A 14,600-nucleotide genomic window follows, 5' to 3' on the forward strand; every position below is an offset into this window, starting at 1 on the left:
CGGCTCTTTTGCTATGCATGGCTGTTACAGCACGGCAACGATGGCTTCGCACAGCGGCGCCATGTTATCCGGCGTCATGCCCGCCACGTTAACGCGGCCAGATGCGACGGCGTAAACGCCAAACTCTTCACGCAGGCGCAGCACCTGTTCTTTGGTCAGGCCGCTGAACGAGAACATCCCGTTCTGATTAATGATGAAGCTAAAGTCGCGGTTGGCGCCTTTTTCCTGCAGGGTATTCACAAACAGCTGACGCATGCGGTGAATGCGCTGGCGCATATCGGTCAGCTCTTGTTCCCACATGGTACGCAGTGCGTCGTTGCTCAGAATAGTGGCCACAACGGAGGCACCGTGCGCTGGCGGGTTGGAGTAGTTGGCGCGAATAACCGATTTCACCTGGCTGAATGAACGGTCAGCGGTGTCGGCATCGGCGGCAACCAGCGTGAAAGCACCCACGCGCTCGTTGTACAAACCGAAGTTCTTGGAGTAGGAGCTGGCCACCAGCAGTTCTTTGTGACCGGCTGCGAAAATACGTAGGCCTTCGGCATCTTCTTCCAGACCACGAGCAAAGCCCTGGTAAGCAAAGTCAAACAGCGGCAGCCAGCCTTTGGCCAGCGACATCTCCGCCAGCGTTTTCCACTGTTCAGCGGTAGGATCGATCCCGGTTGGGTTATGGCAGCAGCCGTGGAACAGCACTACATCACCGGCTTCCGCCGCCTGCAGGCTGGCCACCAGGCCATCAAAGTCCAGGCTGTGATTTTCCGCATCGTAATAGGCGTACTCTTTCACTTCCAGGCCCGCGGAGTTAAACACGCTTTTGTGGTTAGGCCAGCTTGGATTACTTACCCAGACGCGTTTTGCCGAGGTGTTTTTCGCCAGGAAATCAGCGGCGACGCGCAGCGCACCGGTCCCGCCTGGGGTTTGTGCCGTACGCGCGCGTTTGTCAGAGATAAGCGCGTTGCTTTTGCCGAACAGCAGCTCTTGTGTGCAGCGGCCAAACTCTGGAATACCATCAATGCCCAGATAGTTTTTGGTGGTCTCATTTTCCAGCAAATAAAGCTCTGCTTTCTTCACGCTGGTCAGGACAGGGGTCTTACCTGTCTCGTCCTTATAGACCCCGATGCCGAGGTTAATTTTGGTTGGACGGTCGTCGGCGCGAAACAGGTCGGCCAGACCAAGAATAGGATCGGCAGGGGCAGCGGTAATGTTCTCAAACATGACGGGTTCCATTAGTGATATCGGGGGAAATCGCTTTCAGGTTAACTGCTGTTTTACGAATTGCCAACCGTTTGCGACAAAAAGAGACGGTTAGCGATAACATCGGATTTATTCTACTTTTTTGCCATAAAAAAACAGGGCCGAAGCCCTGTTTTTAAACATTTCAGACAAACAAATGGCTGAAATTAGAACTGGTAGGTCACGCCAACTGCTGCCTGGTCGTCAGAACCAACCCAACCGCCGTCAGTTTTAGCTGCTTCGCTGTCGCTCAGCAGGTTGAAGCGGTAGTCAAAGTAAACGTTGAAGTTTTTGTTGAAGTAGTAAGTCGCACCAGCTTCGATGTATTTAGCCAGATCAGCGTTGCCGCCGTCTACGCTAGCCAGCTTTTTGCCTTTGGACTGAACGTATGCCAGGGATGGACGCAGGCCGAAGTCGAACTGGTACTGAGCGATAACTTCAAAGTTCTGAGTCTTCTTCGCTACGCTGAAGTAGTTCGGGTTGTCAGCCTTTTCTGGGCTGTTATAAACGTTGTTGCTCAGACGGCTCATGTTACGCGTTTCTGCATAAACCGCGGCCAGGTAAACGTTGTTCGCGTCGTACTTGGTACCCAGAGCCCACGCTTCAGCTTTATTGCCGTTGTCGTCTAATTTCTGCTTGGTGGTGCGGTTGGAGTTGCTGTATGCACCAATTGCAGAGAAGCCAGCACCGAAGTCATAGCCCAGAGAGTAGCCTACGCCGTCGCCGTTTGATTGGGCTGGGTTTGCATTCTCATTTTTGGCCTGGTACTGAATACCGACGTTCAGACCGTCAACCAGACCGAAGAAACCGCTGTTGCGGTAGGTCAGCAGACCGTTAGCACGGCTGGTCATGTAGTTATCTACATAGCCGCCGCCCCAAGTTTCGCCAGACCATGATGGTGCCATATCGGTATAGGATTCAACATCGTAAACGATACCGTAGTTACGGCCGTAGTCGATGGAACCACCGTTAGCGATTTTCAAGCCTGCGAATGCCAGACGGGTAGAGTTAGTCTGGTTGCCTTCGCCGCCGTTTGCACGAGCACGATATTCCCACTGGCCATAACCGGTCAGATCGCTGTTGATCTGAGTTTCGCCTTTAAAGCCGATCTGGCCGTAGTTGACGTCGGTATTGCCTTTATCACCGGTGGTGGTGAAGTCACGCTCACCAACAACTTTACCGTACAGATCCAGTTTGTTGCCGTTTTTGTTGTAGATTTCTGCAGCGTTAGCTGCACCGGCTACCAGCAGAGCAGGGATTACCACTGCCAGAATATTGCGCTTCATCATTATTTATTACCCTCATTGTGGTTTTTATGGACACCTGCCACTGCCGTCAATAATTCTTTACGGAACTATTGATGATAGTTTGGTGTCTTTCTGTATCTGTCAGGCATCTTTCCATCCATGAAACCGTTTCGCTAGCCTGAAAGTGCTACAAATGTCTAAACTGAGTTTCAAAAAGAAAATATGTGTAACTAAATATTAATTTTAGGGAACTTTGTGAACCATTTCAAATTTCACTCTCAGTGCAACTCGAATGTGTGTTTTCTAAGCATATATATATGAATTACTTATGTTTAATTTGCATAAAGTTATGAAGTGAATATTTTTCGTTCACAATTGTTCATTTTTTGACTTATTTTTGGATGGCCAGACGTCTGTGTGAGAAGTGAGCAATTATGCTATGCCAATCACTATTTAGAAGTGCTAGCAAACTTAAGCGCAATTTTTGTTAAAGAGTGTGAGACAGAAATAGTTGGTAACGGGGCAGTTGGGAATGAGGGTTGAAATTGACGTTTGTTTAATAAGCGTTGAAGAAAATAGACCTTTTGTCCTGATACGTAAAAAAGGCCAGCGGAAGCTGGCCTTTTGTTTTCTTTAACTTAGAAGCTTGCGTTACGCGGCGTACGTGGGAACGGAATAACATCACGCACGTTCTGAACGCCGGTGACATAGGCAATCAGACGCTCAAAGCCCAGGCCGAAACCGGAATGTGGCACGGTGCCGTAGCGGCGCAGGTCGCGGTACCACCAGTAATCTTCTTTATTCAGACCCATTTCAGCCATACGCGCGTCCAGCACATCCAGGCGCTCTTCACGCTGGGAACCACCGATGATTTCACCGATGCCCGGAGCCAGAACGTCCATAGCGGCAACGGTTTTACCGTCTTCGTTAAGGCGCATATAGAAAGCTTTGATGTCTTTCGGGTAGTTTTTCACTACCACTGGTGCCTTGAAGTGCTGCTCGGCCAGGTAACGTTCGTGCTCGGAGGAGAGATCGACACCCCAATAAACCGGGTTTTCGAACTTATGCCCACAGTTCAGCAAGATCTCCACCGCATCGGTGTAGTTCACCTGGGCAAAGTCTGCAGAGATGAAGCATTCCAGGCGCTCAATGGCCTCTTTGTCCACGCGCTCGGCAAAGAACTTCATGTCGTCCATGCGTTCTTCCAGGACGGCTTTAAAGACGTACTTGAGCATCGCTTCGGCCAGGCCGGCAACGTCGTCCAGATCGGCAAAGGCCACTTCTGGCTCCAGCATCCAGAACTCCGCCAGGTGGCGGCTGGTGTTGGAGTTTTCTGCACGGAAGGTTGGCCCGAAGGTATAAACCTTGGACAGCGCGCTCGCATAGGTTTCGCCGTTAAGCTGGCCGGAAACGGTCAGGAAGGCTTCTTTACCGAAGAAGTCTTTATCAAAATCGACTTTGCCTTCTGCGGTGCGAGGCAGGTTTTCCAGATCCAGCGTTGAAACGCGGAACATCTCGCCGGCGCCTTCGGTATCGGAAGCGGTGATCAGCGGGGTAGATACCCAGAAATAACCATTTTCGTGGAAGAAGCGATGCAGAGCCTGAGCCAGCGTGTGACGCACGCGCGCTACGGCACCAATCATGTTGGTACGCGGGCGCAGGTGAGCGACTTCGCGGAGGTATTCGATGCTATGACGTTTGGCCGCCATCGGATAGGTATCCGGATCGTCAACCCAGCCGGTCACTTCCACTTTGGTGGCCTGAAGTTCGAAAGCCTGGCCCTGGCCCTGAGACTCGACGACCACGCCGGTAACAATCACGGAGCAGCCGGTGGTCAGGCGCAGAACGTCTTCATTGTAATTGGGCAGAGAATTATTAATGACGGCCTGTACAGGATCAAAGCAGGAACCGTCGTAGACGGCGAGGAAGGAGATACCAGCTTTTGAATCTCTTCGAGTACGTACCCACCCGCGCACGGTGACTTCGCTGTCAACGGCGGCACGGCCCTGGAGTACGTCGGCTACAGGCACAACGCTCATAGTTTTCTCTCTATTAAATGGTCAATGACAAAAAAAATAGTAACCCACAGATGGGGGTTATCTATGTTACCTGTCGCGCGCCATCAGACAAGCAGAATTCGCGTTACTTATGAAGAAATAAAGGAAAGAGAGAAGGGCGGTGAATAGCGAGGTCGCTATTCACCGATTATCGCGGAATCAGCTGGCTTTTTTAACCAACGGTAAGTCAAAGGCTTTGCGTAAGGCTCGCACAAAGGCTTTATCGTGGCAGATGGTTTTTCCCGGGCTGTCCGAGAGCTTCGCGACGGGCTTGCCGTTGCACTCTACGAGCTTAATCACGATGTTCAGCGGCTTAACCTGCGGAATGTCGCAGGTAAGGCGGGTGCCGATACCAAAGCTGAGGTTCACCCGGGATGAGAAGCGGCGATATAGCTCCACGGCTTTGTTTAAATCCAGGTTGTCGGAAAACACCAACACTTTGCTTAACGGATCGATACCAAGCTTTTGGTAGTGGGCAATGGCTTTTTCTCCCCACTCAACGGGATCACCTGAATCGTGGCGCAGCCCCTGATAGAGCGTGGCAAACTCTTTGCCGAAATCGCGCAGGAAAGCATCCATGGTGATGCAGTCAGTCAGAGCAATCCCGAGCTGATCGGGATATTCGTCCAGCCAGGCCTGCAGTGCCGCACGTTGACTGTTCGCCAGGTCCGGGCTTATCTGCTGATGCGCCTGGAACCACTCGTGGGCCTGAGTGCCCATTGGCGTAAGGTCGAGGCGGCGAGCCAGATCGTAGTTGCTGGTGCCGATAAACCACGGCTCCTGCTTGAGGCGCTCTACAATGGCCTGCTGTACTTCCCGAGAGAAACGGCGGCGGGTGCCAAAGTCCATCAGGCGGAAATGTGAAAGATCGAGCCCGTCAGTCAGCGCGTTAAATTCCTGCAGCTTACTTTCCAGGTGATCCAGCGCCATTTTTGGCGTCACGCCGGGGGCGCGATGCTGGTGAACGACTTCACTGATTACCGCCAGCAGGGGAACTTCCCACATGATGACTTCGCGCCAGGGGCCGCTGAGGCGGATATCCAGATGACCATGATTATTGGTCACCTGAACCTGGGAAGGGTCATAGCGGAAATCACGCAGCCAGTCGAGGTAATCGGCTTTGAAAAAGGGCAGGCTTTTAAGCCAGTGAAATTCTTCGTCGCTAAGGCGCAGGTGCTGCATAGCCGCAACCTGCTCACGAATAGCCTCGGCATGAATGCCCAGCAGATCGTCGCCGCGGCAGCGGAATTCCGCTGCGACATCTACGTCGTAATAGCGGCGATAAACCGCTTGCTGCATATGAAGCTTATAGGCGTCAGTATCCAGAAGCGTTTGCAAAATCGGGGAAGCGTGTCGTGTCATGGCGCGTTTCAGCATCCTCTCACAGGAGCGTTTCCATCAGTCCGGGCAAATTAAGACGCGGGAGTATACCCTGATTATCTGTTTATTGAAGCAGGATCACAACAATAGGGGGGCAGCCTCTGGAGTGGTTTATGGCCTCTTTAGCGCGAGAATGTAGTTCAATGCTTTGAATTAAATGGTGTTTAGAGTACTAAACAAAACGTGCGACATCCTTTTCTCAGTGAAATCACCGGCGGTGAATGGCCGCCGATGTGTACTGGCAATTAACGAATGCGAAGACTGCCGTTCTCCGCTTTTTCACGCAGGGTGTGATTCAGAGATTGAAGTTGTTCGAGCGTCATTCTGCCCATATTCGTTGTGCCTGACCCCAGCAGCGCGTGACTAAATCTGGCGAGTGCGGATGTATCCAGATACAGAGCCTTCAGCCCATGCTGTTTTTTTTCATTCGGGGTGGGGTTGATACGAATCAGGGCGTCTTTCGGTAACGCGACGTTTTGTACCTTACAGGCAAGCGTCAGCGTGGCGAGATCGGCCAGGGATTTCACTTCAATTTCTTTCAGCTTGCCGCCGTTGGCCGTCCCGCTCAGGGGATGATTTTCAGCCTGATAGTTGAACATCGAGGCGGTGTTGCTCAACGAATTATGGATAGTATGCGTTTTCAGGTTATTCACTTTACTGAAGCCAAACACCAGCGGCAGGGTTTGCCCATCGTTGAGCAGATTCAGGAACGGTAATTTCCCACTCACCATTTCGTTTTCAATACGCTGAAAGGCGCTACCGATCAGTTTCCGCGTTTGTTCCGCGGAAGGCGGATGGCTGTTATCAACGAATTTGATATGCGCCGGGACGCCGGTTTGCTGCAGGATTTGCTCCGGTGTTTCCTTTTTTAGTCGATAACCGCTATTCGACAAAAGACGTACCAGGTTGTCATACACCGCCTCTTCCAGATTATTGCTGCTTTTTAGCGTCAACGTTGAGGCCGGGAAATGGCTGGCAGAAGAAGTATGATTAATGGCTTTGCTCAGCACATACAGGTTTGATCGCGTCTCTACGGTGGTGGGCTTAATGCCCAGTCCTTTGGCGTACACGCGTGGTTTCTGGCGAAGATTCTCACGCGTTTCAAATTTGTTGCTCGATTCCCGCGTCCTGTCTGAGAAAAATACTTTTCCCTCCAGCGACTGTGAACCGCCTTTAGGATCGTTCACGCCGCCTTTCAGCGCGCCGCTGCGTAATATTTCAAAGCCCCAGGGAGAGCCATGAAATGCTTCCGGCTTGATATAGCCCGGCGGCGCACTGGGATTCAGCGAAGCCAAAAGGCTGTGGTAAAGCCGCGCCCGCGAAGTGCCGTCAATATCACGGCGGTTAGCCAGCGCATCCAGCGGCGAGTTTCCGTGCTGGTCCAGGGCGACAGGTTTGTAGCCCTGCTGTCTTAGCTTTTGGATAGTTGCAATATCGTTTTGGGCAACGGCCTGATGAAAAGCCATGGGGCCGGAAGGGGGAATACGCATATTAAGCTCTCTCAGGAGGAAGGGGCGACATTGAGTGGCGGAGAAAATGGAAGAGTTCCGTGCCAGAAGGTGCAGGAGAGAAAAGCGTAATACCGCATAAAGCGGTAAAAAATTTGGGCTATCGGCCGCCAAAGATGAAGATTCTGCGTAGCAACATTCCGGCAACAGGAATAGACTGAAGTTCGTTATCTTACGGACGATGTATAAGGTTTTTTATGACACAACAGCCACAAGCCAAATATCGCCACGACTATCGCGCGGCGGATTATACGATAACCGATATCGATTTGACCTTTGACCTTGATGCCGCCAAAACGCAGGTCACCGCAGTTAGCAAAATTGTCCGTCAGGGCGAAGCGGGCGCCCCGCTGCATCTTGATGGTGAAGACCTCACGCTGGTTTCCATTGCCGTAAACGGTAGCGCCTGGCCGCACTATCGCCAGGAAGATGGCGCGCTCATTCTGGAGCAGGTCCCTGACGCCTTTACGCTGACGATTGTGAACGAAATCAGCCCGGCAACCAACACCGCGCTTGAAGGACTGTATCAATCCGGCGAAGCCTTATGTACCCAATGTGAAGCTGAAGGCTTCCACCACATCACCTGGTACCTGGACCGCCCGGACGTCCTGGCGCGCTTCACGACCAAAGTCATCGCTGACAAAAACAAATATCCGTATTTGCTGGCTAACGGCAACCGCATTGCCGAAGGCGAGCTGGAAAATGGCCGTCACTGGGTGCAGTGGCAGGATCCGTTCCCAAAACCTTGCTACCTGTTTGCGCTGGTGGCGGGTGATTTTGACGTCTTGCGCGACAGCTTTAAAACCCGTTCTGGCCGTGACGTTGCGCTGGAGCTGTTTGTTGACCGTGGGAATCTGGATCGTGCTGACTGGGCGATGACCTCGCTCAAAGCGTCTATGAAGTGGGACGAAACCCGCTTCGGCCTGGAGTATGACCTCGACATCTATATGATCGTCGCCGTTGACTTCTTTAATATGGGCGCGATGGAAAACAAAGGGCTGAATATCTTCAACTCGAAGTATGTCCTGGCCCGAGCCGAAACCGCGACTGACAAAGACTACCTCGACATCGAACGCGTCATCGGCCACGAATACTTCCACAACTGGACGGGCAACCGCGTCACCTGCCGTGACTGGTTCCAGCTTAGCCTGAAAGAGGGCCTAACCGTCTTCCGCGACCAGGAGTTCAGCTCCGATCTGGGGTCTCGCGCAGTTAACCGTATTCAGAACGTGCGCACCATGCGTGCGATGCAGTTCGCCGAAGACGCCAGCCCAATGGCGCATCCGATCCGCCCGGACAAAGTTATTGAAATGAATAACTTCTATACCCTGACGGTATATGAGAAGGGCTCAGAAGTGATTCGTATGCTGCACACGCTGCTGGGTGAAGAAAACTTCCAGAAGGGCATGCAGCTTTACTTTGAACGCCATGACGGCAGCGCGGCAACCTGTGATGATTTTGTGCAGGCAATGGAAGACGCGTCCAACGTTGACCTGTCTCATTTCCGCCGCTGGTACAGCCAGGCCGGGACGCCGGTTGTCACCGTGCGCGACGACTACAACCCGGAAACTGAGCACTATACGCTGACTATCAGCCAGATGACGCCGCCGACCGCCGAACAGCTGGAAAAACACCCGCTGCATATCCCGTTTGATATCGAGCTTTACGATAACGAAGGGAAGGTCATTCCGCTGCAGAAGGACGGTCACCCGGTGCACCACGTACTAAACGTGACCCAGGCCGAGCAGACTTTCGTTTTCGACAATGTCTACTTCCAGCCGGTGCCATCTTTGCTGCGTGAATTCTCTGCGCCGGTGAAGCTCGAGTACAAATGGAGCGACCAGCAGCTGACGTTCCTGATGCGCCACGCACGGAACGACTTCTCCCGCTGGGATGCGGCGCAGAGCCTGCTGGCCAACTACATCAAGATCAACGTGAACCGCAGCCAGCAAGGGCAGCCGCTTTCTCTGCCGCTGCACGTGGCCGATGCATTCCGCGCCATTCTGCTGGATGAGAAGATCGATCCAGCGCTTGCCGCGGAGATCCTGACGCTGCCTTCGCAGAATGAAATTGCCGAGCTGTTCCAGACCATCGATCCAATCGCCATTGCTGAGGTTCACGGGGCGCTGACCCGTACCCTGGCCGCAGAGCTGGCTGATGAGTTCCTGGCTATTTATAACGCCAATAAGCTCGACAGCTATCGTGTGGATCACGGTGATATCGGCAAGCGCGCGCTGCGCAACACTTGCCTGCGCTATCTGGCGTTTGGTGACGTTGAACTTGCTGAGCAACTGGTACGCGAGCAGTATCAGCAGGCGGACAATATGACCGATTCTATCGCCGCGCTGTCCGCAGCGGTGGCCGCGCAACTGCCATGCCGTGAAGCGTTGCTGGCTGAGTACGATGAGAAATGGCACAAAGATGGCCTGGTCATGGACAAATGGTTTGTGCTGCAGGCAACCAGCCCGGGCAGCAACACGCTGGCTAAGGTTCGCGAGCTGCTGACTCACCGTTCCTTCAGTCTGGGTAACCCGAACCGCGTACGTTCTCTGATTGGTGCGTTTGCCTCAGCCAACCCGGCCGCGTTCCACGCTAAAGACGGCAGCGGTTACCAGTTTATGGTAGAGATGCTGACCGAACTGAACAGCCGCAACCCGCAAATTGCTTCTCGTCTGGTTGAGCCGCTGATTCGCCTGAAGCGTTATGATGCAGAACGTCAGGCCAAGATGCGTGCCGCGCTGGAGCAGTTGAAAGGCCTGGAGAATTTGTCCGGGGATCTGTTCGAGAAAATCGCCAAAGCGCTGGCGTAAGTTCTGTCCCTCTCCCAATGACAGAAGGGAACGGCAAGTTTCCCCCTCTCCCTCCCAGGGAGAGGGACGGGGTGAGGGTATAAAATCAGCCGGTGCGCACCGCGCGCGCCGGCTCCTCTGAACCTCGTTTCATCACTCTGGCAAGCACCTCAGCCTCCAGCTCCGCAAGCTTCACCGATCCCAGGCGGCGCGGGCGCGGTAAATCAACCGTGAGATCCAGGCCGATTTTTCCTTCTTCTATAAGCAACACGCGGTCGGCCATGGCGACGGCTTCGCTAACGTCGTGGGTGACCAAAAGTACGGTAAAACCGTGCTCCTGCCACAAAGAAACAATCAGTTCCTGCATCTCAATACGCGTCAGGGCATCCAGCGCGCCCAGCGGTTCGTCGAGCAACAACAAACGCGGGCGGTGAATGAGCGCCCTCGCCAGCGCCACACGCTGCTTTTGCCCGCCGGACAGTGCCGCCGGCCATTCATTGGCCCGATTTTCCAGACCTACGGCGGTAAGGGCCTGAAGTGCCGCGTCACGCCAGTTATTTTTAAGCCCGAGTCCGACGTTATCTATCACCGTTTTCCACGGCAGCAGCCTGTCGTCCTGAAACATCAGCCGCGTATCGTCCTGACTGTCTCTCAGCGGTGCACTGCCTGCGAATAGCGCCCCGTGATTAGGGTTTTCCAGCCCGGCAAGCAGACGTAATAGCGTACTTTTGCCGCCGCCGCTGCGGCCGACCACCGCCACGAACTGCCCTGCAGGGATACGCAGTTCTAGTTGATTGAGAATGATTTTATCGCCGTAGCGTTTGCTTACGCCGTTGAGCCACAGCGGCGTGCCCTGGTTCAGACGAGCAGTTGTCATACCGTCTCCTCCTTTAATTGATAAGCCGGATGCCAGCGTAGCCAGACGCGTTCCAGCAGGCGGGCGCTGACATCGGCGAGTTTGCCCAGCAGCGCATACAGCACGATGGCCACCACCACCACATCGGTTTGCAGAAACTCCCTGGCATTCATCGCCAGATAGCCAATCCCGGAATTTGCCGAGATCGTTTCGGCGACAATAAGCGTCAGCCACATCAGGCCCAAAGCGAAGCGCACGCCGACCATAATGGACGGCAGCGCGCCCGGCAGAATGACGTGCACGAACAGGCTAAACCCGGAAAGGCCGTAGCTGCGGGCCATTTCCAGCAGCCCGCGGTCGATATTGCGGATGCCGTGCCAGGTATTGATGTAAATCGGAAATAGCGTGCCGAGCGCGACCAGAAAGATCTTGGCCGTCTCATCGATACCAAACCACAGGATCACCAGCGGGATCAGCGCCAGGTGTGGGACGTTGCGTAGCATCTGAATAGAGCTGTCCAGCAGGCGCTCTCCCCATCGCGACAGGCCGCTGATCAGGCCTAAGATCAGACCCAACGATCCGCCGATGCTGAAACCAATCACTGCGCGCCAGGAACTGATAGCCAGATGCTGCCAGAGTTCACCGCTGGCTGAGAGGTTCCAGAAAGCCAGCACTACGCCCTCGGGAGAGGGCAAAATACGGGTGGAAAGCCAGCCTGCAGACGAAGCTAATTGCCAGAGAAGAACGATAGCCACCGGCAGCGCCCAGGGGGCCAGGCGCAGCAAGACTTTGTGCACGGACGCTTGCATGGTGCCTCCCTAGCTTTGCGCCACTTTACGCGGGATAAAGTCGTTAGCGACAACTTCGCCTTTTTCCTGAACCTGTCGCGGCTGAGGAATTTCAGGGATGGCCACGTCAAGGTGGGGGAACAGCAGCTCGCCTGCGCGGTAGGCTTCCTCCAGGTGCGGATAGCCGGAAAGAATAAAGCTGTCGATACCCAGGTTGGCGTACTCGTTTATGCGGGCCGCGACGGTGGGTCCATCACCCACCAGCGCGGTGCCTGCGCCGCCGCGGACCAGACCGACACCGGCCCAAAGATTCGGGCTGATTTCCAGTTTGTCTCGTTTACCGCCGTGGAGGGCGGCCATACGCTGTTGCCCGACCGAATCGCTGCGGGCAAAGGCGGCCTGTGCTTTGGCTATTGTGATGTCATCGAGGTGAGAAATAAGCCGGTTTGCCGCCTGCCACGCTTCTTCGTTGGTTTCCCGCACGATAACGTGCAGACGGATACCAAAGCGAATCTGCCGCCCCTGCGCTTCAGCTTTCGCCCGCACTTGCTCGATCTTTTCTTTTACCAGATGGGGAGGTTCGCCCCAGGTCAGATAAAGGTCAACCTGCTCGGCCGCAAGATCCTGGGCGGTGTCGGAAGAACCGCCAAAATATAGCGGTGGGCGAGGTTGCTGCACCGGAGGATAGAGCAGCTTCGCGCCTTTCACTTTGATGTGCTTGCCGTCGTAATCGACTGTTTCGCCTTCGAGGACGCGCCGCCAGATACGGGTAAACTCTGCCGAGGCCTCATAGCGCTCTTCATGGTCAAGAAATACCCCTTCTGCAGCCAGTTCCTCGGCGTCACCTCCGGTCACCAGGTTGAACAATGCCCGCCCGTTGGAAAGGCGGTCCAGCGTGGCGGCCTGGCGAGCGGCAAGAGTAGGGGAGACAACGCTCGGGCGCAGCGCGACCAGGAACTTAAGTCGTTGAGTGACCGGGATCATTGAGGCGGCGACCAGCCAGGCATCCTCGCAGGAACGTCCGGTCGGGATCAGCACGCCGGTGAAACCGATGCGGTCGGCGGCCTGGGCGATTTGCTGCAGATAGCCGTAGTCGACCGGACGCGCGCCCGTATCGCTGCCAAGATAGTGACCATCACCGTGGGTGGGTAAAAACCAGAACAGGTTAAGACTCATGACTTAGCTCCTTGTGTCGCGCCAGCGGGTTGCCAGATGCGGGTTCGGATATCGACTTTCTTTGGAACAAGGCGATTATCATAAAACAGGTCGGCGGTATTTTGTTGTTTGGCGGCCGTCGCCTCGCTGACAGGCGTAATTTCAGAAGGGGGGCGATGGTCGAAATAAGTGGCGATCACCACCTCCGGCAGGCCCATCGTTTTGGCGAGCAGAGCGACGCTTTCTGCCCGCTGCGTGCGGGTGAGTGCATCGGCATCGCTAAAGGTTTTCAGGACCTGTTGAAGAAACGGGCCATTCGCTTCCGCATAAGGGCGGGAAGCTAAATAGAACGATCCGGTTTGGTTCAGTTCGCTGCCGTCCGTTAAGACGCGAACGCCGCCGTTTAACAGTGCGGCCGAATAGTACGGATCCCAGATAGCCCAGGCATCGACATTCCCCTGCTGAAAGGCCGCGCGGGCATCGGCGGGGGTCAGGTAAGCGGGCTGAATATCGGAAAACTTCAGTCCGGCTTTTTGCAGCGCGCGCAAAACCAGGTTGTGGGAGCTGGAGCCTTTCTGGAAGGCAATCTTATGGCCTTTTAAATCCGCCACGGTTTTCAGGGGGCTATTTTCGGGGACCAGGATCACTTCCGCTTTCGGTTTAGGCGGCTCGGCACCGACATACAGCAAATCTGCCCCGGCGGCCTGTGCGAAAATAGGTGGGATATCACCTGTGCTCCCCAAATCAATGCTGCCGACGTTCAGCGCCTCCAGCATCTGTGGCCCGGCGGGAAACTCAACCCACGAGACTTTGGTGTTCGGATATTGCTTCTCCAGGAGCTGGTGGCTCTTGGCTAACACCATACTGACGGAGCCTTTTTGGTAACCAATGCGCAGCTGTTCCGGGCTGCTGTCTGAGGCATTGCTGTAGGTTGAAAAGGCGAGCAGGCCGGCAAATGCCAGCCACGGAGAGCGGCGTTTGAGCAGATTAAACATGGCTCACCCCCCGGGCGTCAAACGGCGACGGGACCGCAAAGTCACGGCGGTGCAGAGCCTGCCAGAAGGTTTCCAGCGCTTCGTCCAGACGTTTTTGCAGGTTGGGCGTGAACTGAGGTTTGTGCTGGTAATCTGCTATCTGGCTGTCGTCGGCAAAAACGCCGTGCAGAATCTCTTGCGCTTTGAGCGCATTCAGCACCGGCTTAAGGGCATAGTCCACGGCGAGCATATGCGCCACGGTACCTCCGGTGGCGAGAGGCAGAACAACCTTCTTCTCTAATGCACGCTCGGGGAGCAAATCGAGCAGCGTTTTTAGCGCCCCTGAAAACGAGGCTTTGTAGACCGGCGTGGCGATAATCAGGCCGTCGGCGGTGCTGAGTTGTTCGGTGAGCGCCAGCAGCGCCGGGCTGTCGAATCGGGCGTAGAGCAGGTCTTCCGGCGCGAAGTTCTGTAAGTGCCAGTGATAAACTTCAACATCCAGGGCGCTCAGCTTCTCCCGCGCATACTCCAGCAGCGAGCTGGAACGGGACGGGTAGCGAGGGCTTCCGGCCAGGGTAATCACACGCATCACGACTCCTTATAACTAATTGTT

At 54.7% G+C, this 14,600-nt stretch carries 11 protein-coding genes; 1 reads left to right on the forward strand and 10 read right to left on the reverse strand.

Annotated features, from left to right (window positions below; translation table 11 throughout):
* Positions 1-24 precede the first annotated feature (24 nt).
* The 5 genes from B9Y90_RS18075 to B9Y90_RS18095 all read right to left on the reverse strand — a co-directional run bounded on the left by B9Y90_RS18075 (position 25) and on the right by B9Y90_RS18095 (position 7,407).
* On the reverse strand, positions 25-1,215 hold the full coding sequence (locus tag B9Y90_RS18075) for an amino acid aminotransferase (protein ID WP_039291536.1): 1,191 nt from the start codon (positions 1,213-1,215) through the stop codon (positions 25-27).
* A gap of 185 nt (positions 1,216-1,400) precedes the next feature.
* On the reverse strand, positions 1,401-2,522 hold the full coding sequence (locus B9Y90_RS18080; RefSeq protein WP_085542092.1) for a porin: 1,122 nt from the start codon (positions 2,520-2,522) through the stop codon (positions 1,401-1,403).
* Between the two features lie 596 nt (positions 2,523-3,118).
* Positions 3,119-4,519, reverse strand: coding sequence for an asparagine--tRNA ligase (gene asnS, locus B9Y90_RS18085; RefSeq protein WP_085542093.1), 1,401 nt, complete (start codon positions 4,517-4,519; stop codon positions 3,119-3,121).
* A gap of 177 nt (positions 4,520-4,696) precedes the next feature.
* Complete coding sequence (gene pncB / locus B9Y90_RS18090; protein ID WP_085542111.1) at positions 4,697-5,899, reverse strand: nicotinate phosphoribosyltransferase; 1,203 nt, start codon at positions 5,897-5,899, stop codon at positions 4,697-4,699.
* 263 nt (positions 5,900-6,162) lie between these two features.
* Positions 6,163-7,407: a hypothetical protein gene (locus B9Y90_RS18095; RefSeq protein ID WP_085542094.1), complete on the reverse strand. Its 1,245-nt coding sequence runs from the start codon at positions 7,405-7,407 to the stop codon at positions 6,163-6,165.
* Positions 7,408-7,622: 215 nt separating this feature from the next.
* On the opposite strand from B9Y90_RS18095, the gene pepN reads away from it, so the two are divergent.
* Positions 7,623-10,235 (forward strand): aminopeptidase N, encoded by a 2,613-nt coding sequence (pepN, locus tag B9Y90_RS18100; protein WP_085542095.1) that lies wholly within the window; start codon positions 7,623-7,625, stop codon positions 10,233-10,235.
* Positions 10,236-10,320: 85 nt separating this feature from the next.
* Here the strand turns inward: pepN and ssuB are convergent, their stop codons facing one another.
* The 5 genes from ssuB to ssuE are packed head-to-tail and all read right to left on the reverse strand — an operon-like array spanning position 10,321 to position 14,576.
* Entirely contained in the window at positions 10,321-11,091 is a 771-nt protein-coding gene (gene ssuB / locus B9Y90_RS18105) for an aliphatic sulfonates ABC transporter ATP-binding protein (protein WP_085542096.1), read from the reverse strand.
* Positions 11,088-11,879, reverse strand: coding sequence for an aliphatic sulfonate ABC transporter permease SsuC (ssuC, locus tag B9Y90_RS18110; protein ID WP_008461221.1), 792 nt, complete (start codon positions 11,877-11,879; stop codon positions 11,088-11,090). Before ssuC ends, ssuB begins: the two co-directional genes overlap by 4 nt.
* 9 nt (positions 11,880-11,888) lie before the next feature.
* On the reverse strand, positions 11,889-13,034 hold the full coding sequence (ssuD, locus tag B9Y90_RS18115; protein ID WP_085542097.1) for an FMNH2-dependent alkanesulfonate monooxygenase: 1,146 nt from the start codon (positions 13,032-13,034) through the stop codon (positions 11,889-11,891).
* Positions 13,031-14,008, reverse strand: coding sequence for a sulfonate ABC transporter substrate-binding protein (locus B9Y90_RS18120; RefSeq protein ID WP_085542098.1), 978 nt, complete (start codon positions 14,006-14,008; stop codon positions 13,031-13,033). The genes ssuD and B9Y90_RS18120 overlap by 4 nt, the downstream gene beginning before the upstream one ends.
* A complete protein-coding gene (gene ssuE / locus B9Y90_RS18125; RefSeq protein WP_085542099.1) occupies positions 14,001-14,576 on the reverse strand; it encodes an NADPH-dependent FMN reductase in 576 nt (191 codons plus the stop codon). The genes B9Y90_RS18120 and ssuE overlap by 8 nt, the downstream gene beginning before the upstream one ends.
* Between the last annotated feature and the right edge of the window lie 24 nt (positions 14,577-14,600).

This window comes from Cedecea sp. NFIX57 (assembly GCF_900177785.1).
Taxonomy (GTDB): domain Bacteria; phylum Pseudomonadota; class Gammaproteobacteria; order Enterobacterales; family Enterobacteriaceae; genus Cedecea; species Cedecea neteri_C.

Coding starts and splice junctions, on each gene's coding strand:
- ssuB (WP_085542096.1), bottom strand. CDS start 11,091: ATGACAACTGCTCGTCTGAACCAGGGCACGCCGCTGTGGCTCAACGGC.
- pepN (WP_085542095.1), top strand. CDS start 7,623: ATGACACAACAGCCACAAGCCAAATATCGCCACGACTATCGCGCGGCG.
- B9Y90_RS18120 (WP_085542098.1), bottom strand. CDS start 14,008: ATGTTTAATCTGCTCAAACGCCGCTCTCCGTGGCTGGCATTTGCCGGC.
- B9Y90_RS18095 (WP_085542094.1), bottom strand. CDS start 7,407: ATGCGTATTCCCCCTTCCGGCCCCATGGCTTTTCATCAGGCCGTTGCC.
- ssuD (WP_085542097.1), bottom strand. CDS start 13,034: ATGAGTCTTAACCTGTTCTGGTTTTTACCCACCCACGGTGATGGTCAC.
- B9Y90_RS18080 (WP_085542092.1), bottom strand. CDS start 2,522: ATGATGAAGCGCAATATTCTGGCAGTGGTAATCCCTGCTCTGCTGGTA.
- pncB (WP_085542111.1), bottom strand. CDS start 5,899: ATGACACGACACGCTTCCCCGATTTTGCAAACGCTTCTGGATACTGAC.
- asnS (WP_085542093.1), bottom strand. CDS start 4,519: ATGAGCGTTGTGCCTGTAGCCGACGTACTCCAGGGCCGTGCCGCCGTT.
- B9Y90_RS18075 (WP_039291536.1), bottom strand. CDS start 1,215: ATGTTTGAGAACATTACCGCTGCCCCTGCCGATCCTATTCTTGGTCTG.
- ssuE (WP_085542099.1), bottom strand. CDS start 14,576: ATGCGTGTGATTACCCTGGCCGGAAGCCCTCGCTACCCGTCCCGTTCC.
- ssuC (WP_008461221.1), bottom strand. CDS start 11,879: ATGCAAGCGTCCGTGCACAAAGTCTTGCTGCGCCTGGCCCCCTGGGCG.